The following is a 22824-nucleotide window of genomic DNA, read 5'->3' on the forward strand; positions in this document are numbered from 1 at the left end:
GTCAGGCGGCGAGACCGAAAACCAGCGGCACCCACCGGGGTGCCGTTCGTTCAAGGTGGTAACCGTTGGTCCCCCAAGAGTTGTTTGCAATCCGCTAACCGGTCAAGCCGTGTCGCGGAAGGTTGATGAACCCGCTTAACTCCGGCATTCCCGGAGAATAGTGAGCGCCCCATGATGCAACAGTATCAGAGCAATTCGTACCTCTTCGGCGGTAACGCCCCCTATGTGGAAGAGCTGTACGAGGCCTATCTCCAGAATCCCAGCTCGGTTCCCGACAACTGGCGCGCGTACTTCGACGCGATGCAGAACGTCCCGGCTGTGGATGGTTCCAACGCCCGCGATATCCCCCACGCACCGATCGTCGCCTCGTTCGCCGAGCGCGCCAAGCAGGGCCCCATCAAGACCATTGTTGCCTCGGCCGATTCCGATATGGGCCGCAAGCGCGTCGCTGCCACGCAGCTGATCGCCGCTTACCGCAATATCGGTTCGCACTGGGCTGACCTCGATCCGCTCAAGCGCCAGGAGCGTCCGCCCCTTCCTGACCTGGATCCGGCGTTCTACGGTTTCTCCGAAGCCGACCTCGACATCGTCTTCAATGCCAGCAACACGTATTTCGGCAAGGAGTCGATGAGCCTGCGCGAGCTGCTCAACAACCTGCGCGAGACGTACTGCGGCAGCATCGGCGCCGAGTTCATGTACTTGAGCGACCAGGCGCAGAAGCGCTGGTGGCAGGAGCGCCTGGAAACCACGCGTTCCAAGCCCGTGTTCACGCTGGAGAAGAAGAAGCACATCCTCGACCGCCTGACCGCGGCCGAAGGCCTGGAGCGCTTCCTCCACACCAAGTACGTTGGCCAGAAGCGCTTCTCGCTCGAAGGTGGCGAAAGCTTCATCGCCGCGATGGACGAACTGGTCCAGCACTCCGGCAGCAAGGGCGTGCAGGAAATCGTGATCGGCATGGCCCACCGCGGCCGTCTGAATGTGCTGGTCAACACGCTGGGCAAGATGCCGGCTGACCTGTTTGCCGAATTCGAAGGCAAGCACGTGGACGACCTGCCGGCCGGTGACGTGAAGTATCACAAGGGCTTCTCGAGCGATGTCTCGACCGAAGGCGGCCCGGTTCACCTGTCGCTCGCGTTCAACCCGTCGCACCTGGAAATCGTCAACCCGGTGGTGGAAGGCTCGGCCAAGGCCCGCCAGGAACGCCGTGGCGATGCCGGCCACAAGGAAGTGCTGCCGGTGCAGGTGCACGGCGACGCTGCCTTTGCAGGCCAGGGCGTGGTGATGGAAACGCTGAACCTCGCGCAGACCCGCGGCTACGGCACGGGCGGCTCGATGCACATCGTCATCAACAACCAGATCGGCTTCACCACCTCGGACCCGCGCGACGCCCGTTCGACGCTGTACTGCACGGACGTGGTCAAGATGATCGAGGCCCCGGTGCTGCACGTGAACGGCGACGACCCCGAAGCCGTGGTGTACGCCATGCAGCTCGCCGTTGACTTCCGCATGGAATTCAACAAGGACGTCGTGGTCGACATCATCTGCTTCCGCAAGCTGGGCCACAACGAGCAGGACACCCCGGCTGTGACGCAGCCGCTGATGTACAAGAAGATCAGCCAGCACCCGGGTACGCGCAAGCTGTACGCCGACAAGCTGGTTGCTCAGAACCTGACCGGCGCCGAATTCGGCGACGAGCTGGTCAAGGAATTCCGTGCCGCGATGGATGCGGGCAAGCACACGGTCGACCCGGTCCTGTCGAACTTCAAGAACAAGTTCGCCGTGGACTGGATGCCGTTCCTGAACCGCAAGTGGACGGACGCCGCCGACACCGCCGTGCCGATGACCGAGCTGAAGCGTCTGGCCGAGCGTATCACCACGATCCCCGATCACTTCAAGCTGCACCCGCTGGTGGAGAAGGTCATCAAGGACCGTTCCAACATGGGCAAGGGTGAGCAGATGCTGGACTGGGGCATGGGTGAACACCTGGGCTTCGCCTCGCTGGTCGCTTCGGGCTACCCGGTGCGCATCACCGGCCAGGATGCCGGCCGCGGTACGTTCACGCACCGCCACGCCGTGCTGCACGACCAGGCTCGCGAGCGCTGGGATGCCGGCAGCTATGTGCCGCTGCAGAACGTGTCGGAAAACCAGGCGCCGTTCACGGTGATCGACTCGGTGCTGTCGGAAGAAGCCGTGCTCGGCTTCGAATACGGCTACTCGGCTGCCGAACCGAACGCGCTGGTGATCTGGGAAGCCCAGTTCGGCGACTTCGTCAACGGCGCGCAGGTCGTGATCGACCAGTTCATCTCGTCGGGTGAAGTGAAGTGGGGCCGCGCCTCGGGTCTGACGATGATGCTGCCGCACGGCTACGAAGGCCAGGGTCCGGAACACAGCTCGGCCCGTATCGAGCGTTTCCTGCAGCTCTGCGCCGACCACAACATCCAGGTTGTTCAGCCGACCACGCCGGCCCAGATCTTCCACCTGCTGCGTCGCCAGATGATCCGTCTGTTCCGCAAGCCGCTGGTGATCATGACGCCGAAGTCGCTGCTGCGTAACAAGGACGCCGTGTCGCCGCTGTCCGATCTGGCCAAGGGCCACTTCGAGACCGTGATTGCCGATCACGAAGAACTGAACGCCAGCAAGGTCAAGCGCCTGATCATGTGCTCGGGCAAGGTCTACTACGACCTGGTCAACACCCGCCGCGAGCGTGGTGCTTCGGACACGGCGATCATCCGCCTGGAACAGCTGTACCCGTTCCCGCACAAGGCCGTGGCCGCGGAGCTCAAGAAGTATCCGGGCGCGACCGAAATCGTGTGGTGCCAGGACGAACCGCAGAACCAGGGTGCCTGGTTCTTCGTGCAGCACTACATCATGGAAAACATGACGGAAGGCCAGAAGCTCGGTTATGCCGGTCGTCCTGCCTCGGCTTCGCCGGCGGTGGGCTACTACGCAAAGCACAACGAGCAACAGAAGGCGCTGCTGGACGCTGCGTTCTCCAAGCTCAAGGGCTTTGTTCTGACCAAGTAATTCGTCGGCCCCCGCGGCAGCGCACAGGAATGCGCGCCGCGGGACGGCCTGCCTGAAACGAAACACACGCATACATCGAGGAAATTCCAAACCATGGCTATTGTTGACGTCAAGGTTCCCCAACTGTCGGAATCGGTCGCTGAAGCGACCATGCTGAACTGGAAGAAGAAGCCAGGCGAAGCCGTCGCTCAGGACGAGATCCTGATCGAAATCGAAACCGATAAGGTCGTGCTGGAAGTGCCGGCTCCGTCCGCTGGCGTGCTGACACAAATCATCAGGAACGACGGCGATACCGTCGTGGCCGATGAACTGATCGCCAAGATCGATACGGAAGCCACCGCTGGCGCCGCCGCCCCGGCCGCTGCTGCTCCGGCTCCCGCCGCCGCTGCACCGGCTCCGGCTGCTGCCGCTCCGGCTGCCGCTGCCAACCCGGGCGCCATCGCCATGCCGTCGGCTGCCAAGCTGATGGCCGAAGGTGGCCTGTCGGCTTCGCAAGTGGCCGGCACGGGCAAGGATGGCCGCATCACCAAGGGTGACGTGCTGGCCGCCGGCTCGGCTCCGGCTCCGGCCGCCAAGGCTGCTCCGGCTCCGGCCGCTGCCAAGCCGGCTCTGCAGCAAGTGGCCGCCCAGGTCGACTTCGCTGCGCTGGGCGACCGCCCGGAAGAGCGCGTGCCGATGAGCCGCCTGCGTGCCCGTATCGCCGAGCGTCTGATCCAGTCGCAATCGACCAACGCCATCCTCACCACGTTCAACGAAGTGAACATGAAGCCGGTGATGGATCTGCGCGCCAAGTACAAGGACCGCTTCGAGAAGGAACATGGCGTGAAGCTGGGCTTCATGTCGTTCTTCGTGAAGGCCGCCGTGCACGCGCTGAAGAAGTACCCGGTCATCAACGCATCGGTTGACGGCAACGACATCGTCTACCACGGCTACTTCGACATCGGTATCGCCGTGGGTTCGCCGCGTGGCCTGGTGGTGCCGATCCTGCGCAACGCCGACCAGATGAGCCTGGCCGACATCGAGAAGAAGATCGCCGAATTCGGCGCCAAGGCTCGTGACGGCAAGCTGTCGCTGGAAGAGCTGACCGGCGGTACGTTCTCGATCTCGAACGGCGGTACGTTCGGTTCGATGCTGTCGACCCCGATCATCAACCCGCCGCAATCGGCCATCCTGGGCGTGCACGCCACGAAGGACCGCGCCGTGGTGGAAGACGGCCAGATCGTGATCCGTCCGATGAACTACCTGGCGATGTCCTACGACCACCGCATCATCGACGGCCGCGAAGCCGTGCTGGGTCTGGTGGCCATGAAGGAAGCGCTGGAAGATCCGGCCCGCCTGCTGCTGGACCTGTAATCCAGTCCAGACCTCCGTCTACCGTTTGTCGTCGTCCCCGCGCTCCGTGCGGGGACCCGGCGGCCGCGTTGCCGCCGGATGCCTGCCTTTCGCGTGGGCATGACGCACCAGAGAGATATTTCCCATGAGCAAACAATTTGACGTGCTGGTGATCGGCGCCGGTCCTGGCGGCTACATCGCCGCCATCCGTGCTGCCCAACTGGGCCTGAACGTGGCTTGCTGCGAAGGCAATGCCTACGACGATCCGAAGGGCGAAGCGCGCCTGGGCGGCACCTGCCTGAACGTGGGCTGCATTCCGTCCAAGGCTCTGCTGGCATCCTCGGAAGAATTCGAGAACGCCGCGCATCACCTGGCCGACCACGGTATCACCGTGGGTGACGTCAAGGTCGACGTGGCCAAGATGCTCAAGCGCAAGGATGACATCGTCGGCAAGATGACGAAGGGCATCGAGTTCCTGTTCCGCAAGAACAAGGTGACCCTGTTCAAGGGCTACGCCAAGTTCGCCGGCAAGGGCGCCGAAGGCTTCCAGGTGGAAGTCGCAGGCGAGACCGTGACCGCCAAGCAGGTCATCGTCGCCACCGGTTCGAAGGCTCGTCACCTGCCGGGCATCGCCGTTGACAACAACCTCATCAGCGATAACGAAGGCGCGCTGAAGTTCGGTTCCGTGCCGAAGAAGCTCGGCGTGATCGGTGCTGGCGTGATCGGCCTGGAATTGGGCTCGGTGTGGCGCCGTCTGGGTTCCGACGTGACCGTGCTGGAAGCACTGCCCGCATTCCTGGGCGCCGCTGACGAAGGCGTGGCCAAGGAAGCGCAGAAGCTGCTGACCAAGCAGGGCCTGCAGTTCCACCTGGGTGTCAAGGTTGGTGAAGTGAAGACCGGCAAGGACAACGTCACGGTCAACTACACCGACAAGGACGGCAATGCCCAGACGCTGGAAGTCGATCGCCTGATCGTGTCGGTCGGCCGCGTGCCGAACACCGACAACCTCGGTCTGGAAGCCGTGGGCCTGGGCGTGGACCAACGCGGTTTCATCGAGGTGGACGACCACTGCCAGACCAAGGTGCCGGGCATCTGGGCGATCGGCGACGTGGTGCGTGGCCCGATGCTGGCGCACAAGGCTGAAGACGAAGGCGTGGCCGTGGCCGAGCGCATCGTCGGCCAGAAGCCGCACATCGACTTCAACACGGTTCCGTGGGTCATTTACACGTTCCCGGAAATCGCCTGGGTCGGCAAGACCGAGCAACAACTCAAGGCCGAAGGCCGCGAGTACAAGTCGGGCCAGTTCCCGTTCATGGCCAACGGCCGTGCGCTGGGCATGGGTGCTTCGGACGGTTTCGTGAAGATGCTGGCCGATGCCAAGACCGACGAAATCCTGGGCGTGCACGTCGTGGCCGCGAATGCTTCGGACCTGATCGCCGAAGCCGTGGTGGCGATGGAGTTCAAGGCCGCGAGCGAAGATATCGGTCGCGTCTGCCACCCGCACCCGTCGATGTCCGAAGTCATGCGCGAAGCCGCGCTGGCTGTCGACAAGCGTCAGCTCAACATGTAAGGCGTTTGCCTCACTTTGTGTGAGCATCGGCGCGCCGCCATTCGCGGCGCGCCGTTTTCACTTGCAGTCCCCGGTTGAACCCGACATGAACGTCACCGAGTTTTACGAGCACGAACTCAAGCAGCGCGGCTATCAGTCCGACGAGGCGCAACTGCGCGCCGTCGCGCGGCTCCAGCAATGCTACGACGAGTGGGTGGCCTACAAGAGCCGACGCAACAGCACGCTGAAGAAGCTGCTGGTACACCCTGAAGTGCCGAAGGGCGTCTACATGTGGGGTGGGGTGGGGCGCGGCAAGTCGTTCCTGATGGATAGCTTCTATTCCTGCGTGCCGGTGGTGCGCAAGACACGGCTCCATTTCCACGAATTCATGCGCGAGGTGCACCGCGAGCTTGAAGAGCTGCGCGGCCGCTCCGACCCCCTCGATGAACTCGCCAAACGCATTGCACGGCGCTTCCGCCTGATCTGCTTCGACGAGTTCCACGTCAATGACGTGGCCGACGCGATGATCCTCCATCGCCTGCTTCAGCAGTTGTTCGAGAACGGTGTGCAGTTCGTGATGACGTCGAACTATCGGCCGGATCTGCTGTATCCGGACGGCCTGCACCGCGACCGCGTGCTGCCGGCCATTGCGCTGCTGCAGCAAAGGCTCGACGTGCTTAACGTCGACGCAGGCATCGACTATCGCAAGCGTGCGCTGGAACAGGTGGAGGCTTACCATACGCCGCTCAACCGCGAAGCCAGCGCGGCACTGCGCGACGCGTTCGTGGGCATCGCCGGGACGGCGGACGAATCGCCGATCCTGCATATCGAACATCGCGAGATCAAGGCGCTGCGCAAGGCCAACGGCGTGGTCTGGTTCGACTTTGCGACATTGTGCGGCGGGCCGCGATCGCAGAACGACTATCTGGAGATTGCGTCGCAGTTCCACACGGTGATCCTTTCGGATGTGCCGAAGATGACGCCGCGTATGTCCTCCGAAGCGCGCCGTTTCACCTGGCTGATCGACGTGTTCTATGACCACAAGGTCAAGCTGCTGATGTCCGCCGAGGTGCCGGCCGACGAACTCTATCTGGAAGGCCAGATGGCCAACGAGTTCCATCGGACCGTTTCGCGCATCATCGAGATGCAGTCGCGCGAGTACCTGGAGTCCGAGCGGCGGGTTATGGATACGTCCCTGACCTGACAATTTCTGGACCGGCTGACGGGTTGGACGCAATCCGTTGTTTGTCGGGAACGGTGATGACGCCGTTTTCGCAAACTTGATTTGTATCAATGTGTGTGGCGTGCGGGTTGCCTAGTATCCACTGGGTAATAAAAGCGCACTATGCCGTCCCTGCACGCCAGCCCCCTCGCGCCTGAAGGAAACCCGCTTTCGTCGATTCCCAGCGCACAACCGTCGTCTGCCGCCGCCCAAACTACGGGCACACGGCCCGGGCGGGCGTCCCTGTCAGATTCATCAATCAACTGCTTTCACTGTGGCCAACCGCTGGAGCGGGGTGCCACGCCGCACGTTGCCGATATCGGCGGGCAGCGTCATACGTTTTGCTGCGGCGGCTGCCAGACGCTGGCGCAAACGCTTCATACCGCAGGATTCGGCCACCTATATAGCGATGTCACGCGCTTTGCGCGGCCGATCGACTCGCAGGCGCGCCGGGAAGCCGAACCCGTCTGGGCCGCCTACGACACGCCGGAACTGCGCAGCCAGTTTGTTCGCCCGCTTGGCGATGACCGCGTCGAGATCACGCTGGCACCCGAAAATATTCGCTGTGCCGCCTGCGCATGGCTGATCGAACAGCACCTTGGCCAGCTTGCCGGCGTGGAGTCGGCCGTGGCCAACGTGGCCACCCGCCGTGTGGTGGTGCGTTGGCATGAAGGTCGGCAGAGCGTAGCCACGCTGCTCTCGACGCTGGCGGACATCGGCTATGTGGCGTGGCCGTTCGAAGTTTCCCGTACCGACCAGCAGGACCGGCGCGAACGGCGCGGCCTGCTGATGCGCATGGCCGTGGCGATGCTCGGCATGATGCAGGTGATGATGTACGCGTGGCCGATCTATACGCACGAGGCCACGATCGATCCGGGGCAGCTTCAGCTAATGCGCTGGGCCAGCTTTGCTCTGACGGTACCCGTCGTTCTCTATTCCGCTTCGCCGATCTTTGCCGGCGCCTGGCGCGCGCTGCGCCAGCGGCATATGGGCATGGACGTCCCTGTGGCGATTGGCGTTGCAGCCGGTTTCATTGCCAGCGCAGTCGCCACCGTGCGTGGGGTGGGGGAGGTTTACTTCGATTCCGTGACGATGTTCGTCGCGTTCCTGTTGCTGGCGCGCTACCTTGAGCTGCGCGTGCGGCAAGCGTCGCGCAGTGGCGCCGAGATGCTGGCGCGCCAGCTCCCTGCGACTTGCGAGCGCCTGATGGAAGCTGGCGGCGTTGGAGAACGCATTCCGGTTGCGCGCCTGCAGGCTGGGGACCGCATTCGGGTCAAGGCCGGTGAAATCGTCCCGGCCGATGGCGTGGTGGTGGCCGGTGTCAGTGAAGTTGACGAATCCATGCTGACCGGCGAGGCCCGTCCGGTTAGGCGATCGATTGGCGATCCGGTGCTGGCTGGCTGTTTCAATGCCGCAAGCCCTATCGAAGTCGACGTGCGACGTATTGGCGCCCAGACGCGCCTTGCCGAGATTGTGGCGGTGCTGGACCGCGCGCTGGCCGACAAGCCGCGTCTGGCCCAACTGGCGGATCGCGTTGCGGGATGGTTTGTCGGAACCTTGTTGATCCTGGCTGCAATCACCGGCCTGGTCTGGGCCATCTGGATCGACCCGTCGCGTGCGTTGCTTGTGACGGTCGCCGTGCTCGTGGTGAGTTGTCCCTGTGCGCTGTCGCTGGCTACGCCTGCGGCGTTGGCGGCAGCGGGGGCGGCACTGTCGCGCCGAGGCGTCTTGCTGACACGTGCACATACGCTTGAAGCGCTGTCCCGTGTGACAGATGTGATGCTGGATAAGACCGGTACCCTGACCGAGGGACGCTTTGCACTCGTATCCTCGGAGATCGTGGGCGAGTTGGATGACGCAGCCTGCCGCAGCATTGCCGCCGCGATGGAGCGGGGCGGGGAGCATCCAATTGCCAGGGCCTTGATCGACGCCGCCCCGGACGAAACCGGGCCGTCGATCGCCGACCTCCGCAATGTTCCGGGGCAAGGGCTGCAGGCCTGTGTCAATGGCCGCACGGTGCGCCTGGGTCGCCGCGATTTCGTAGCAGATCTGGCGTCTGCACCTGTCAACGCAGTCAACTGCGGCAACCGCCATCCAGGGGCCACCGAGGTCTGGCTGGGCGATGAACGCGGCCCGCTGGCGTGTTTCCTGCTGGCAGATGTTGAGCGCCCGCAGACTGCGGCCCTCCTTCAATCGCTTTCCCGCCTTGGCGTGCGCTGCCACCTTGTGTCCGGCGATCACCCGGAGGCAGTGCGCTGGTGGGCAGACCGCTTTGGCATCGAGACGGCATTGGGTGCCGTCACCCCCGAGGGCAAGCGCGACTATGTGGCGCGACTGCAGCAGCAGGGCGCCGTCGTGCTGGCCGTGGGCGACGGTATCAACGATGCCCCCGTACTCGGGCAAGCGCAAGTGTCCATCGCAATCGGTGGCGGGGCGCCACTCGCGCAGGCTGGCGCGGATGCGGTGCTGACGCATGGCGGCGTCGGCGAGATTGCCACGGCGATTGCCACGGCGCGCCGGACGCGCAGCGTGGTGCGCCAGAACCTGGGCTGGGCCTTTTTCTACAACGTTGTGGCGATCCCGCTGGCAGCAACCGGATTCGTGACGGCCTGGATGGCAGGCATCGGCATGTCCGTGTCATCGTTGCTGGTGGTTGCCAATGCGTGGCGTCTGCTGCGAGCCGCGGCGCCGAAGAGCGCGGAGTGCTGAATATGGAAACGCTATATCTGCTGGTGCCGATGAGCCTGGTGCTGGTAGCCGTGATTGCCGGCGCCCTTTGGTGGGCGTTGCACGCGGGACAGTACGACGATCTTGATCGACCTGCGGAAGCCATTCTGCTGGACAACGACAAGCCGTGATTGTCAAGGAAGTGTGGGAGAGCGTCGCAGGCGGTGTGCATTGACTACGGAAATTGCACACGGTTCGCTCGGGATGCTGGTGGCTTGATGAAAGTCAACACGGTATGCAGGCCGATTTTCTAAAGTCACACCGTCAATAGGTTTATTCTTACTTTTGCTTTGGGGGTCTGAATGGCTGTCACCACCGCGTCCTCACGCGTCGACACCTTCAACTACGGAGTTGTACGGCAGTTCGCCGTCATGACTGTGGTATGGGGGATTGTCGGCATGGCCGTAGGCGTTCTGCTTGCGGCGCAACTGATCTGGCCGGATCTTAATTTCAATACACCTTGGCTGTCATTCGGCCGCTTGCGTCCGCTTCATACCAATGCGGTGATTTTCGCCTTCGGTGGCAGCGCGCTCTTCGCCACGTCCTACTACGTGGTGCAGCGCACGTGCCAGGCCCGCCTTTTCTGCGGCCCGCTCGCGTCGTTCACGTTCTGGGGCTGGCAGGCTGTGATCATCGCAGCCGTGATCACGTTGCCCATGGGCATCACGTCGTCGAAGGAGTACGCCGAGCTCGAATGGCCGATCGACATCCTGATCACGCTGGTCTGGGTGGCGTACGCCGTGGTGTTCTTCGGCACCATCGTCAAGCGAAAGACCAAGCATATCTACGTGGCCAACTGGTTCTTCGGCGCGTATATCCTCACGATTGCCATTCTGCATATCGTCAACAACATGGAGATGCCGGCTTCGCTCTGGAAGTCGTACTCGGCCTATGCTGGCGTGCAGGATGCAATGATTCAGTGGTGGTATGGCCACAATGCCGTCGGCTTCTTCCTGACCACGAGCTTCCTGGGGATGATGTATTACTTCATCCCGAAGCAGGCAGAGCGTCCGATCTACTCCTATCGTCTGTCGATCGTCCACTTCTGGGCGCTCAACTTCACGTACATGTGGGCTGGCCCGCACCACTTGCAGTACACCTCGTTGCCTGACTGGGCGCAGTCGCTGGGCATGGTCTTCTCGCTGATCCTGCTGGCGCCGTCCTGGGGCGGCATGATCAACGGCATCATGACGCTGTCAGGTGCCTGGCACAAGCTGCGCACCGATCCGATCCTCAAGTTCCTGGTGGTTGCATTGTCGTTCTACGGCATGGCAACGTTCGAGGGCTCGATGATGTCGATCAAGACTGTCAACGCGTTGTCGCACTACACGGACTGGACCATCGGCCACGTACACTCTGGCGCGCTGGGCTGGGTGGCGATGATCTCGATCGGCTCGCTCTACTACCTGATTCCGCGCCTGTTCGGCGAGAAGCAGATGTACAGCACGCGCCTGATCGAATGGCACTTCTGGATTGCGACGATCGGCGTGGTGCTCTATATCGCCTCGATGTGGATCGCCGGTGTGATGGAAGGCCTGATGTGGCGTGCCACGCAGCCTGACGGCACGCTGACCTATGCGTTCGTGGAAGCGGTGAAGGCCAAGTATCCGTTCTACCTGATCCGTCTGCTGGGTGGCCTGTGCTTCCTGACCGGCATGCTCGTCATGGCCTATAACGTGGCGCGCACCATCATTGGCAAGCCGGCGATCGATGCTCCGATCCCCGCCAGTCTGCCGGCTTCCGCCCACTGATCGCCGAGGACCGAAAGATGTCTCAAAAACAAGGATTCTTTACCCACGAAACGCTGGAAAAGAACGTCGGCTGGCTGATCATCGCCACGATTCTCGTTGTCAGCATCGCCGGCCTGGTCCAGATCGTGCCGCTGTTCTTCCAGCACTCGACCACTGAGCCCGATCCCGGTATCACACCGTACTCGCCGTTGCGCCTGATGGGCCGCGACATCTACATCCGCGAGGGCTGCGTTGGTTGCCATTCGCAGCAGGTGCGTACGCTGCAGGCAGAAACCGAGCGCTATGGCCACTACTCGACGGCCGGCGAATCGGTGTACGACCACCCGTTCCTGTGGGGCTCGAAGCGTACCGGCCCGGACCTCGCGCGTGTTGGCGGCCGCTATTCGGATGACTGGCAGCGGATTCACCTGCGCAATCCGCGAGATGTTGTGCCCGAGTCGGTAATGCCGTCGTATCCGTGGCTCGAGAAGACCCAGTTGCCGACCGATTCGGTTCAGGCCCGCATGCGTGCGCTCCAGCGTCTTGGCGTGCCGTACAAGGACGCAGAGATTGCACACGCGCCCGAGGATCTGGTCGGCAAGACCGAAGAGGATGCGCTGGTGGCGTACCTGCAGGGGCTTGGCCTAAATCGCCGCAACGTTCGTGTCGATGCGGCGGCGGCTCCGGCTCCGGCGAAGGAGTGATGTCATGATGATCGTCACCGCAATCGCGACTATCGTGTCGATGCTGACGTTCATCGGCATCTGTTGGTGGGCATGGTCGGGCGGCCGCGCGGCCGCCAATCAGGAATCGGCGATGTTGCCGTTTGCCCTGCCCGACGAAACCACAACTACAAGCCGGAACCCACAGTCATGAGCGATTTCTTTTCCGATTTCTGGAGTTATTACATCGCGGCCATCGCGCTCATCGGAATCGTCTGGTGCGTCTGGCTGCTGTTCTCCCAGCGCAAGCTTCCGAAGGGTGTCAGCGCCACCGCAGACACAGGTCATGTCTGGGATGATGACCTGAGGGAACTGAACAACCCACTGCCGCGCTGGTGGATGTGGATGTTCCTGCTGGCCTGCATTTTCGCGCTCGCCTACCTGGTTCTCTACCCCGGTCTGGGTTCATACGCTGGGGTGCTCAAGTTCTCGACTCAAGGCGAGCTGGCTGCTCACCGCGAGGCGGCTGAGAAGACGCAGCACCAGATCTATGCCAAATACATGGGCATGGATGTCAAGCAGGTGGCGGCGGACCCGGATGCACGCGAGATCGGCCAGCGGCTGTTCCTGAACTATTGTGCCCAGTGCCATGGTTCGGACGCACGTGGCAGCCGGGGCTTCCCCAACCTGACCGACAACGACTGGCTCTATGGCGGCGATCCGGAAACGATCCAGCAGACGATCACGAAGGGCCGCAACGGGATGATGCCGTCGTTTGCCAGCACGATCGATGCCAAGCAGGCCGGCGATACGGCGCAGTATGTCCGCTCGCTGTCCGGTCTGGCATACGACCCGATCCGTGCCTCACGGGGCGAAAGCACGTTCAAGTCGACCTGTGCCGCCTGCCACGGTTCGAATGGCAAGGGTAACCAGGCGCTTGGCGCACCGAACCTGACCGACAATGTCTGGTTGTATGGCAGCTCGGAAGGGACGATTGTCGACGCAATCCTGAAGGGCCATAACGGCCATATGCCGGCACATGAAGAAATCCTGACGCCCGAGCGCATCCGTATGCTGACGGCGTATGTGTGGGGCCTCTCGAACACGGGAGGCGCAGCAAAATGACAGTAAGCCCCGGGACAGGGCGGCAAGCCGCCCGCCGGGGCGTGAGGGCAACACGATGAACGCGCCCCTTAACGCCCCAGATCGGTCGGACAATCGCGCATCGAATGATCCGGCCGCAAGCCAATCCGCGGAGGACCGTGGTGGTAATGTCTGGCGTCCGGTGCCCCCTCCCAAGGACGCCGAGACGACCGAGGAGGCCTTATACGAGGTCCGTCGCAAAATCTACCCTCGCTCGACTACCGGCGCGTTCTCAAGCTGGCGGGTGTGGTTGGTCATCCTGACGCAACTGGTCTATTACGGAACGCCATGGCTCCAATGGAACGATCGCCAGGCCGTCCTGTTTGACCTTGGTGCGCGCAAGTTTTACATCTTCGGCCTGGTGTTGTGGCCGCAGGATGTGATCTACCTCGCAGTGCTGCTGGTGATTTCCGCACTGTCCCTGTTCCTGTTCACGGCTATCGCGGGGCGCCTGTTCTGTGGCTATGCCTGTCCGCAAACGGTTTACACCGAGATCTTCATGTGGATCGAGCGGCATGTCGAAGGCGACCGCATTGCGCGCATCCGTCTCGACGGCGATCCGTGGAGTCTGCGCAAGTTCCGGATCAAGGCGACGAAGCACGTCCTCTGGGTTGTGATTGCACTGTGGACCGGCTTTACGTTTATCGGATACTTCGCACCGATTCGCGAGCTTGGCAGCGAGGTCCTGCACTTCACGCTTGGTCCCTGGCAGAGCTTCTGGATGCTGTTCTATGCGTTCGCCACCTGGGGCAATGCGGGATTCATGCGCGAGCAGGTATGCAAGTACATGTGTCCCTATGCGCGCTTCCAGAGCGTAATGGTGGATCGCGATACCTATGTCGTGACATACGACGTGGGCCGGGGTGAACCGCGTGGCAGCCGGTCGCGCAAGACGGATCGGCACGCGGCTGGCATCGGTGACTGCGTGAACTGCAGCATTTGCGTGCAGGTCTGTCCGACTGGCATCGATATCCGTGACGGTCTGCAGTACGAGTGCATCGGCTGCGGCGCGTGCATCGACGCGTGTAACCAGGTCATGGACAAGATGGATTATCCGCGCGGCCTGATCCGATACACATCGGAGAACGCGATGCGCAAGTCCCTCACGTCCTCGGACGCGCGCAAGCGTCTGCTGCGGCCGCGCACGATCATCTATTCGCTGATCTGGCTGCTGCTCGCGGCAGGGTTTGTTGCTTCGCTGGCAATGCGATCGCCGATCAAGGTCGACATCATTCGGGACCGCGGGGCACTAGGCCGTGAAGTGGAAGGGCGCTGGATCGAGAACGTCTATCGCCTGCAGGTGATCAACACGACGGAAGCGGCAATGCGAATCCGTGTGCAGGCCGAGGGCGATGACCTCAAGGGGTTGACCGTCGAATATGACAAGGCTGCGGAAGCGCTGTCGCCGACGTCGAACCGGCTGCTGCCGATCCGTATCCGCGTGCCGATAGAGGATGCCAAGGAAGGTACGCACAAGATCAACGTGACCGTGACCGCCGAAGGCGAGGACGGACGCAATGCGCATATCGGGCAATCCACAAGTTTCATTGTTCCCCGAAATCTGTGATGCTGAAAGCTAAGCGGCTGTGAACAAGGAGAGTGCAATGACATCCCAGCAGTCCAAGCCCTGGTACAAGGAACCGTGGCCATGGCTTCTGATGAGTGGACCGTTGCTCGCGATAATCGGTTGCGGCGTGACCATCTGGCTCGCCAATACGCATCCTGATTTGCCAGTGACTGGTGCCGAGCGCCATGGCCTTGTCATCCAGAAGGCGGGTGCAGATCATGTCGACTCGGCCGCGGCGAGGCGCCCATGAGATTCCGTTGGCTGATGTGGGTGCTGTGGCCGGCGTTCCTGATGGGCGGTGCGGCTACGGCCGTGGTGTTTTCCGTCGTCGACCCGGGCGATCTGAATTTCTTCGGCCATCCGCTGGACGCTTCGCGCGAGGCGGTTTACACGATCGGCTTCCTGGTGGCGTGGTTTTTCTGTGCGCTGTCCAGTGGGCTGACGCTGTACACAATACCAACGAAGCTCGAGGATACCGAGGAGCTTGAGTAGCAATGAAAACAAAAAGGCCGCCCCGGATCTCCGGGGCGGCCTGTTCCGTCCATAGCCGAGCGTCAGCAGCCCCGGCTGTAAACCTGTTTGATGCCCGCCATGTCCACGAGCTTTACATGCCTTTGCCTGATCTGAATGAGGCCGGCCTCTGCAAAGCGGGAGAAGAGACGGCTTACGGTTTCGAGCTTGAGTCCGAGGTAGCTGCCGATTTCCTCGCGGCTCATACGCAGCACGAATTCGCTGGACGAGTAGCCGCGCATCGAAAGACGCTCGGACATGTTGACGAGGAACGCTGCAAGGCGTTCTTCGGCGCGCATCGAGCCCAGCGTGATCAGCATGAGCTGGTCCTGCGAGATTTCCTTGCTCATCAGCCGCAGGAATTGCTGCTGCAGCGAGGGCAGGGTTCCCGACAGTTTTTGCAGGTCATCGAAACGAACGACGCAGACCTCGGTGTCTTCAAGCGCCGTGGCATCGGAAGCATGTTGCATCTCGCCGAGGCCGTCGAGTCCGATGACCTCCCCGGGCAGATGGAAGCCCGTGATTTGCGTGCGCCCATCTTCCATCGTGACGTGCGTTTTCAACGTGCCGAAGCGGATCGCATAGACCGCGGTGAGCGGCTCGCCCATACGATAAAGCGTTTCGCCCTTATGGACGCGAACGCGTTCCTGCACGAGCGTGTCCATCTTCGTGAGGTCCTGTTGTGACATGCCCACGGGCAGGCAAAGCTGGCCCATGGAACATGTGGAGCAACGCGGCGACATCTCGGTGACAGGAATGGAGGTAAGCAATTGTGGTGCTCGTATGAGTGCGCTTGCAGTGATGGCGCGATGGTGGCATTTTACAGCGTGATGTGACGCAGAAGCGAGGAACAGTTGCCATTTGGTGTGCTTTTCAGTGTTTTCACACTTGCCCTGCTTGGTGGTATGCACTGCGCCGCGATGTGTGGAGGAATTGCTATTTCGGTTGAGCAGAAGCAGACTTCCTCAGTAGTTGCGACCATCAGCGTTGTGCACCGATCGCGGCGGCAGTGGTGGGGAGAACTGCTGGTCATGCATGCGGGCCGGCTCACTACGTATATGTTGCTCGGCGCGTTGATGGGAGCGGTAGGCGCGACTGTCTGGAAGCAGGAGTACCTGCCAGTGCAGCGCTGGCTGTATGGCGCGGGCAGCCTCTTGCTGTTGCTGACCGGGGTTTGGCTGCTGCGCGGCCGCGTCATGCAGGCCGCTTGGCTCGAGCAGCTTGCGGCGCAGGCGGCCTCTCGCGTTGTGCGGGGCGTGCGGCTGCTTGGTGTGCCGATTCCGACGCGGTTGAGCCGAAGTGGCCCCATGGCGCGCCGTTTTGCCATGGGTCTTGCATGGGGTCTGGTGCCGTGCGGCATGATTTACAGTGCACTCGCGCTGGCGTTGCTGGCTGGCAACGCGCCCTCGGGGGCGCTTGTGATGGCCGCGTTCGGCCTGGGCACGCTGCCAAATCTGCTGGTGATTTCAGGGTTGTCTGGCCATTTGAGGCAATTGTCACGGCGGCCGGCCGTGCGCATGGCGGCCGCGCTGGTTGTGATCGGATTTGGTGCGTTGGGGGTAGCGCGCGCCATTTGGCTGCCGGAAACCCTGGCAAGTCATGGTTTCTGTGTAGTGTTCTAGGCTTGTTGCCGGTTGCAGGGCAGGGCGGGAATGCCATACAATCGCGAAACCACGGTATCGCGCCGCGTCGTGCTCGTGGCGTCGCCGGGGCGGCAATCCTGATCTGGGGTGCCAATCCAGGGGTTCCTGGCAGCTTTGGCTTGCCGGACTAGTCCCCACAGTCCATCCGGTTCAAAAGATCTGGTTCCAAAGGCTGGCGAAGCTGTGTGGAAGGGTGACGCCGGTTTCAGGCGATGTTGCCTGAACCGATATCGGTAAGTTTCTTGCCGCCTTGGCAATCTGGTTGCCCAGGCGAATGTCCGCCCCAAAGGGAGAAGGCGCGACGCAAGAGGTCCATTGACTGGCGAAGTTTGCCGGACGCGGACGATCTCCTGCCGGACCGACCCGGCAATTCGATGCAGTGAAATGAGGTGCACGGCTGCGCTGCGATGAGCATGCGAGTTGGCTGCGCGATGAGATGGCGGTGGCTTCGGCCTCGCTGTATCTGCAATCTCCAGTGCTCCGGGATTCGTCCGGGAGCAGGTGCAAAGACAGGCTGCACGCAATCACATGAATACCCAAGAGGCGAAGATCGTCCTCGAGACCGCGCTGATCTGTGCGCAGGAGCCGCTGCGCGTCAGCGATCTGCGGCGGTTATTTGCCGACGATGTCGGTGCCGATACCATCCGGGTCCTCCTGGAGGAACTGCGCCAGGACTGGCAGCAGCGCGGGGTGGAACTCGTGGCGCTGGCCAGTGGCTGGCGCTTCCAGAGCCGGCCCGAGATGCGCGAATTCCTTGACCGGCTGAATCCGGAAAAGCCGCCGAAGTACTCGCGCGCGGTGATGGAGACGCTGGCCATCATTGCCTATCGTCAGCCTGTGACACGGGGCGATATCGAGGAAATCCGGGGTGTGACGGTCAGCACGGACGTCGTCAAGAAGCTCGAGGATCGGAGTTGGATCGAGGTGATCGGTCACCGCGACGTGCCGGGCCGGCCGGCGCTTTATGCTACGACCAAGGCATTCCTTGACGATCTGGGGCTGCGTTCGCTCGACGAACTGCCGCCGCTGGAGGACGCTCAGGCGCAAGCCCAGGCGGCGCTGCTGGATCAGCAGGCGATCGACTTTGAGGCGATTGCAACTGCCAATCCGCCAGCCGGTGACGAAGAGGCATTTGCTGACGCCGCAGCCGCGGTGGAAGAGCCGGGCCAGGAATCGGCTCCGGCTGAGCCTCATGGCCAGCCGATTGACGTGAGTGGCGCCACTCACGGCGAAGACGAACAGAATGACAGCGTTGCGCAGTTAACCCGCGAAATCGGGCTGGACGACGACGCGCCGGTGGCACTTGCCAACGGATTCCACGTGGACACCGAGTCTCCCGCACGGGAAGACGCCGAAAGCCTGGATCGGGACGGCAACGCGCCGCTTTCGACCGAGGACGACGACGAGCGCGTGTCCAACTGAACAACATGCAACATCGATAGTGAATACTTTGTCTGATTCCGCTGAGCAAGACGTCCGCCAGCCGGACGTGCCGGGCGATACCGGCGCAGCTCCCGAAGGGGGCAATGGCGCCGAAGGCGCTCCCCGCCGCAAGGGGCTTCGCCGTGGCCTGCGTAATCTGGTGGCATCGCGCCGCCAGTCCGCGCAGGATAGGGATGCCCAGGATACTGGCCGTAGTGATGACGCTGCCACACCGGCCGAAGGTGTGCAGCAGGCCGAATCTTCGGCTCCCGCTGCCCGTGGCCGTGGGCGCCGCAAGCCGGCCCCGGCCGCTGATGTTGCCGCGGCATCCGCTGCCGTCGAGACCGGCGGAGAAGGGCAGCCGGCGCAACCCCAGGCAGCCCAACCGGCACAGGGTGCGCGCAAGCGTCGCCAGCAGCCGCAGCGCAAGGCGGCGCTGGTCGATGGTGACAGCAAGCCCGTCGCGGAACAGTCTGGCAGACGCAACAAGGGCAGCCAGCGCAAGGGCCCGCAGCAGGGCGGCAAGCAGGGCGGAGAAAAGAGCGAGCAGCGTGCCGAACAGCGCCAGGGCGACAGGCCGGGCCGGCAGGGCGGCAAAGCTGGTGCGAAGCCGGCGGCTGGCGGCGAGGATCTGTTCCGCTTCGTCATCTCGGAGCAGTTCGACCAGGAAGAAACGATTGTTCCGCGCACCAAGGCCAAGCCGGTGCGCGAACTGTCGGCCGACGACGATGCGCCCAAGCTCCACAAGGTGCTGGCAGAGGGCGGGCTCGGTTCGCGCCGCGAGATGGAAGAGCTGATCCTGCAGGGGCGCGTCTCGGTGAATGGACTGCCTGCCCATATCGGCCAGCGCATTCTGCCGACCGACCAGGTTCGCGTGAACGGCAAGCTGATTCACCGCAAGGTCACGACCAAGCCGCCGCGTGTGCTGCTTTACCACAAGCCATCGGGCGAAATCGTCAGCCAGTCGGACCCGGAAGGCCGTCCGACCGTATTCGACAGTCTGCCGCGTATCAAGAACGGCAAGTGGGTGGCCGTGGGTCGACTCGACTTCAACACCGAGGGCCTTCTGATCTTCACGACGTCGGGCGATATCGCCAACCGTTTCATGCACCCGCGCTATGGTGTGGAGCGTGAATACGCGGTACGCACGCTTGGCGAACTGGCCGAGGCCGATCGTCAGCGCCTGCTGCACGGTATCCAGCTGGACGATGGCGAGGCGAATTTCCTTCGCATTGCCGATGGCGGTGGCGAGGGCGTGAATCAGTGGTATCACGTTGCCCTGACTGAAGGTCGCAATCGCGAAGTGCGCCGCATGTTCGAGGCCGTCGGCCTGACCGTGTCGCGCCTGATCCGCACCCGCTATGGTCAGTTCCTGCTGCCGCGCGGCCTGAAGCGTGGCCGCTGGCAGGAGCTTGACCCGACCGAGGTGCGTACCCTGATGGCCAATATTGGTCTGAAAGCGCCCTCGAAGGACAGCCAGGGTGGTGGCAAGGGTGCAACAAAGGTTGGCGGGCGCAAGCAGCGTACGGAAGCCGCGATTGCCGGCATGCCGATGCACACGGGCATGGATGGCCTGCCGCGCTATGAAAAGAGCGGTGGCCGCGGCAATGGCGGCGCGGGTCGCGGCCAGCCAGATCCGATGCAGACCTCGATGGGCTATATCCCGTCGGGTCCGGCTCCGCTGACGTCACACACAACCAAATTTGGTGGTGGTGCAGGCGCCGGTGGCATGCGCGGCGCCGGTGGCATGCGCGGCGCCGGTGGCATGCGCGGTGCGGGTGGGCGAGGTGGCCGTGGCGGCAATGCGGCGGGCAACGCCAGCGGCAACACTGGTGGCAACCGTCAGCGCCGAGGTGGCGATGCCAATGGCAATGTGATGCCAAAGGCTGCCAAGGGCGGTGCCGGCGGCGGTAGTGGCGGCAATCGTCGCCCGCGTGGCCGCGGTCAGCGCTGATTAATGGATCGGGCGGTGCCGGCGACAGCCGGCACTCGCCGCGGTCCATCGAGGATTTCCAGGGGCTTTTGCCTTTTGGACATAATCCGCGTATAATCCAAGTCTATTCAAAAGTATCATCCTCGGCGAGGATGGGCGAATGATGGGCATTGCGCCCATTTTTTTTTGGTTCGCCCGTTTGTGCAGCAACTGGTTTGCTCCGCGATATGCGGTGCCGGTGGGGTGATGAGGCAGGCAGGACAAGTTGCAGGTCGTTTCGTCGTTTCGTCGTTTCGTCGTTTCGGAATCTCGATTCAGAACGTATGGCGTTGTCCAGTGTCTGCCACGGTGTTGAAGGCCACTACTCGGGATTACAGTGCATCTGGCAGATTTGATCGAAACCACCCTTATCGGCATGGGCTACGAGTTGGTTGAGCTTGAGCGTGCCCCAGCCGGACTTCTGCGTGTCTACATCGATCAGCCTGAAACCGGCATCGTCATTGAGGATTGCGAGAAGGTCAGCCGCCAGCTCACGCACGTGCTCACCGTCGAAAACGTTGACTACGAACGCCTCGAAGTATCGTCGCCCGGCCTGGATCGCCCGCTGAAGAAGCTGGCTGACTATGTCCGTTTTGCCGGCGCCGAGGCCAGGGTCACGCTGCGCCTGCCCGTCAACGGCCAGAAGAATTTCGTGGGCATCCTGCGGGAACCCGCCGGTGAGGCCGGAGCCGAGAAGATCGGTCTGGAATTCGAAGGCAAGGACGGTACGGCGCTGCTGGAATTCGCCATATCCGATGTCGATCGCGCACGCCTGGTGCCGGTGATCGACTTCAAGGGAAATCAAAGAAAAGGGAACAAGCAATGAGCCGCGAAGTTCTGTTGCTCGTCGATGCGCTAGCGCGCGAAAAGAACGTCGACAAGGATGTGGTTTTCGGTGCGCTGGAGGCAGCTCTCGCCTCGGCCACCAAGAAGCGTTTCGAGGAGGACGTGGATATTCGCGTCCATATCGACCGTGAATCCGGTGAGCACGAGACGTTCCGCCGCTGGCTTGTCGTCCCTGACGAACAGGGCCTGCAGGAGCCGGACAAGGAGATCCTGCTGTTCGAAGCCCGCGAGCAGAACGACGATATGCAGATCGATGACTTCATCGAAGAGCAGATTGAGTCGGTCGAGTTCGGCCGTATCGGTGCGCAGGCTGCCAAGCAGGTCATTCTGCAGCGCATCCGCGATGCCGAGCGCGAGCAGATCCTGAATGATTACCTGGATCGCGGCGAAAAGATCATGACCGGCACGGTCAAGCGCGCCGACAAGAAGGGCCTGATCGTTGAATCGGGCCGCGTCGAAGCACTGCTGGCCCGCGATCAGATCATCCCGAAGGAAAATCTGCGCACCGGCGACCGTGTGCGGGCGTATATCCTGAATGTGGACCGCGCCGCGCGCGGGCCGCAGATCGAACTTTCGCGTACCGCACCCGAGTTCCTGATCAAGCTCTTCGAGAATGAAGTGCCCGAGATGGAACAAGGACTGCTGGAGATCAAGGCAGCCGCCCGCGACCCGGGTGTGCGCGCCAAGATCGCCGTGGTGGCGCATGACAAGCGTATCGATCCGATCGGCACTTGCGTGGGCGTGCGCGGTACGCGCGTGACCGCGGTGCGTAACGAGATCGGCGGCGAGGCTGTGGATATCGTGCTGTGGTCGGAAGATCCGGCGCAGTTCGTCATCGGCGCGCTGGCACCGGCGCAGGTGCAGTCGATCGTCGTCGACGAAGAGAAGCATTGCATGGACGTGGTGGTGGATGAGGAAAACCTCGCCGTCGCCATTGGTCGCAGCGGTCAGAACGTACGCCTGGCGTCGGAACTGACTGGCTGGCAGATCAACATCATGACGCAGGAAGAATCGGCGCAGAAGCAGGCCGAGGAAAGCGAAGCAGTACGCAAGCTGTTCATGGCCAAACTGGACGTGGACGAGGAAGTGGCGGACATCCTGATCGAGGAAGGTTTCTCCACGCTGGAAGAAGTGGCCTACGTGCCCATCAGCGAGATGATGGAAATCGAGGCCTTCGATGAGGACACCGTCAACGAGCTGCGCAATCGCTCACGCGATGCGCTACTGACGATGGAACTGGCCCGGGAAGAAAAGGTGGAAGAGGTGTCGCAGGATCTGCGTTCGCTCGACGGCCTGACCCCCGAGCTGATCGGCAAGCTGGCCGAAGGCAACATCCACACGCGTGACGACCTGGCCGAGTTGGCCGTGGACGAACTGGTCGAACTGGCCGGCGTGAGCGAGGAAGAGGCCAAGGCGCTGATCATGAAAGCACGGGAACATTGGTTTAACTGAGGGACACGTCCGGGCCTGTGGCC

The 22824-nt window shown here is 62.5% G+C and carries 19 protein-coding genes; 18 read left to right on the forward strand and 1 reads right to left on the reverse strand.

The features are described 5' to 3' along the window. Positions 1-171: 171 nt before the first annotated feature. The 13 genes from B552_RS0107200 to B552_RS0107260 all read left to right on the forward strand — a co-directional run bounded on the left by B552_RS0107200 (position 172) and on the right by B552_RS0107260 (position 15448). The gene (locus tag B552_RS0107200) at positions 172-3024 is read left to right on the forward strand and encodes a 2-oxoglutarate dehydrogenase E1 component (protein ID WP_019448329.1); all 2853 of its coding nucleotides are present in this window, start codon (positions 172-174) and stop codon (positions 3022-3024) included. A gap of 93 nt (positions 3025-3117) precedes the next feature. After that, positions 3118-4377: a 2-oxoglutarate dehydrogenase complex dihydrolipoyllysine-residue succinyltransferase gene (odhB, locus tag B552_RS0107205; protein WP_019448330.1), complete on the forward strand. Its 1260-nt coding sequence runs from the start codon at positions 3118-3120 to the stop codon at positions 4375-4377. Positions 4378-4501: 124 nt separating this feature from the next. Beyond that, a complete protein-coding gene (gene lpdA / locus B552_RS0107210; protein WP_019448331.1) occupies positions 4502-5926 on the forward strand; it encodes a dihydrolipoyl dehydrogenase in 1425 nt (474 codons plus the stop codon). An 85-nt stretch (positions 5927-6011) separates the two neighbouring features. Continuing rightward, the gene (gene zapE / locus B552_RS0107215; RefSeq protein WP_019448332.1) at positions 6012-7109 is read left to right on the forward strand and encodes a cell division protein ZapE; all 1098 of its coding nucleotides are present in this window, start codon (positions 6012-6014) and stop codon (positions 7107-7109) included. A gap of 141 nt (positions 7110-7250) precedes the next feature. After that, on the forward strand, positions 7251-9836 hold the full coding sequence (locus tag B552_RS0107220) for a heavy metal translocating P-type ATPase (RefSeq protein ID WP_019448333.1): 2586 nt from the start codon (positions 7251-7253) through the stop codon (positions 9834-9836). 2 nt (positions 9837-9838) lie between these two features. Beyond that, positions 9839-9985: a cbb3-type cytochrome oxidase assembly protein CcoS gene (gene ccoS, locus B552_RS0107225; RefSeq protein ID WP_008647465.1), complete on the forward strand. Its 147-nt coding sequence runs from the start codon at positions 9839-9841 to the stop codon at positions 9983-9985. Between the two features lie 171 nt (positions 9986-10156). After that, positions 10157-11605 (forward strand): cytochrome-c oxidase, cbb3-type subunit I, encoded by a 1449-nt coding sequence (ccoN, locus tag B552_RS0107230; protein ID WP_019448334.1) that lies wholly within the window; start codon positions 10157-10159, stop codon positions 11603-11605. Between the two features lie 17 nt (positions 11606-11622). After that, positions 11623-12288, forward strand: coding sequence for a cytochrome-c oxidase, cbb3-type subunit II (gene ccoO, locus B552_RS0107235; RefSeq protein ID WP_019448335.1), 666 nt, complete (start codon positions 11623-11625; stop codon positions 12286-12288). 4 nt (positions 12289-12292) lie between these two features. Then, entirely contained in the window at positions 12293-12460 is a 168-nt protein-coding gene (locus B552_RS0107240; protein ID WP_019448336.1) for a cytochrome oxidase, read from the forward strand. Then, a complete protein-coding gene (gene ccoP / locus B552_RS0107245) occupies positions 12457-13371 on the forward strand; it encodes a cytochrome-c oxidase, cbb3-type subunit III (protein ID WP_019448337.1) in 915 nt (304 codons plus the stop codon). Before B552_RS0107240 ends, ccoP begins: the two co-directional genes overlap by 4 nt. Before the next feature lie 55 nt (positions 13372-13426). Next, positions 13427-14956, forward strand: a complete 1530-nt coding sequence (ccoG, locus tag B552_RS0107250) for a cytochrome c oxidase accessory protein CcoG (protein ID WP_026035409.1) — start codon at positions 13427-13429, stop codon at positions 14954-14956. 37 nt (positions 14957-14993) lie between these two features. Further along, a complete protein-coding gene (locus B552_RS0107255) occupies positions 14994-15206 on the forward strand; it encodes a membrane protein (protein WP_019448339.1) in 213 nt (70 codons plus the stop codon). Next, positions 15203-15448, forward strand: a complete 246-nt coding sequence (locus B552_RS0107260) for a hypothetical protein (RefSeq protein ID WP_019448340.1) — start codon at positions 15203-15205, stop codon at positions 15446-15448. The genes B552_RS0107255 and B552_RS0107260 overlap by 4 nt, the downstream gene beginning before the upstream one ends. A gap of 62 nt (positions 15449-15510) precedes the next feature. Here B552_RS0107260 and fnr read toward each other — a convergent pair whose 3' ends face one another. Further along, positions 15511-16236, reverse strand: coding sequence for a fumarate/nitrate reduction transcriptional regulator Fnr (fnr, locus tag B552_RS0107265; RefSeq protein WP_026035410.1), 726 nt, complete (start codon positions 16234-16236; stop codon positions 15511-15513). 84 nt (positions 16237-16320) lie between these two features. Here fnr and B552_RS0107270 point away from each other — a divergent pair, with 84 nt between their 5' ends. The 5 genes from B552_RS0107270 (at position 16321) to nusA (ending at position 22801) form a co-directional block, all read left to right on the forward strand. Next, positions 16321-17088 carry a sulfite exporter TauE/SafE family protein gene (locus tag B552_RS0107270; protein ID WP_026035411.1) on the forward strand — a complete coding sequence of 256 codons (768 nt, stop codon included), beginning with the start codon at positions 16321-16323 and terminating at the stop codon, positions 17086-17088. A 549-nt stretch (positions 17089-17637) separates the two neighbouring features. Continuing rightward, positions 17638-18531 carry an SMC-Scp complex subunit ScpB gene (gene scpB, locus B552_RS0107275; RefSeq protein ID WP_019448343.1) on the forward strand — a complete coding sequence of 298 codons (894 nt, stop codon included), beginning with the start codon at positions 17638-17640 and terminating at the stop codon, positions 18529-18531. Between the two features lie 28 nt (positions 18532-18559). Next, entirely contained in the window at positions 18560-20485 is a 1926-nt protein-coding gene (rluB, locus tag B552_RS0107280) for a 23S rRNA pseudouridine(2605) synthase RluB (protein ID WP_019448344.1), read from the forward strand. Positions 20486-20840: 355 nt separating this feature from the next. Beyond that, a complete protein-coding gene (rimP, locus tag B552_RS0107285) occupies positions 20841-21329 on the forward strand; it encodes a ribosome maturation factor RimP (protein WP_026035412.1) in 489 nt (162 codons plus the stop codon). Beyond that, complete coding sequence (gene nusA, locus B552_RS0107290) at positions 21326-22801, forward strand: transcription termination factor NusA (RefSeq protein ID WP_019448346.1); 1476 nt, start codon at positions 21326-21328, stop codon at positions 22799-22801. Before rimP ends, nusA begins: the two co-directional genes overlap by 4 nt. The last annotated feature ends 23 nt before the right edge of the window (positions 22802-22824 follow it).

Source organism: Cupriavidus sp. BIS7 (genome assembly GCF_000292345.1).
In the GTDB taxonomy this organism is placed as follows: domain Bacteria; phylum Pseudomonadota; class Gammaproteobacteria; order Burkholderiales; family Burkholderiaceae; genus Cupriavidus.

What these genes read in the sequence shown, in the direction of transcription:
- B552_RS0107200 (WP_019448329.1), top strand. Translation starts at nt 172, where the DNA reads ATGATGCAACAGTATCAGAGCAATTCGTACCTCTTCGGCGGTAACGCC.
- odhB (WP_019448330.1), top strand. Translation starts at nt 3,118, where the DNA reads ATGGCTATTGTTGACGTCAAGGTTCCCCAACTGTCGGAATCGGTCGCT.
- lpdA (WP_019448331.1), top strand. Translation starts at nt 4,502, where the DNA reads ATGAGCAAACAATTTGACGTGCTGGTGATCGGCGCCGGTCCTGGCGGC.
- zapE (WP_019448332.1), top strand. Translation starts at nt 6,012, where the DNA reads ATGAACGTCACCGAGTTTTACGAGCACGAACTCAAGCAGCGCGGCTAT.
- B552_RS0107220 (WP_019448333.1), top strand. Translation starts at nt 7,251, where the DNA reads ATGCCGTCCCTGCACGCCAGCCCCCTCGCGCCTGAAGGAAACCCGCTT.
- ccoS (WP_008647465.1), top strand. Translation starts at nt 9,839, where the DNA reads ATGGAAACGCTATATCTGCTGGTGCCGATGAGCCTGGTGCTGGTAGCC.
- ccoN (WP_019448334.1), top strand. Translation starts at nt 10,157, where the DNA reads ATGGCTGTCACCACCGCGTCCTCACGCGTCGACACCTTCAACTACGGA.
- ccoO (WP_019448335.1), top strand. Translation starts at nt 11,623, where the DNA reads ATGTCTCAAAAACAAGGATTCTTTACCCACGAAACGCTGGAAAAGAAC.
- B552_RS0107240 (WP_019448336.1), top strand. Translation starts at nt 12,293, where the DNA reads ATGATGATCGTCACCGCAATCGCGACTATCGTGTCGATGCTGACGTTC.
- ccoP (WP_019448337.1), top strand. Translation starts at nt 12,457, where the DNA reads ATGAGCGATTTCTTTTCCGATTTCTGGAGTTATTACATCGCGGCCATC.
- ccoG (WP_026035409.1), top strand. Translation starts at nt 13,427, where the DNA reads ATGAACGCGCCCCTTAACGCCCCAGATCGGTCGGACAATCGCGCATCG.
- B552_RS0107255 (WP_019448339.1), top strand. Translation starts at nt 14,994, where the DNA reads ATGACATCCCAGCAGTCCAAGCCCTGGTACAAGGAACCGTGGCCATGG.
- B552_RS0107260 (WP_019448340.1), top strand. Translation starts at nt 15,203, where the DNA reads ATGAGATTCCGTTGGCTGATGTGGGTGCTGTGGCCGGCGTTCCTGATG.
- scpB (WP_019448343.1), top strand. Translation starts at nt 17,638, where the DNA reads ATGAATACCCAAGAGGCGAAGATCGTCCTCGAGACCGCGCTGATCTGT.
- nusA (WP_019448346.1), top strand. Translation starts at nt 21,326, where the DNA reads ATGAGCCGCGAAGTTCTGTTGCTCGTCGATGCGCTAGCGCGCGAAAAG.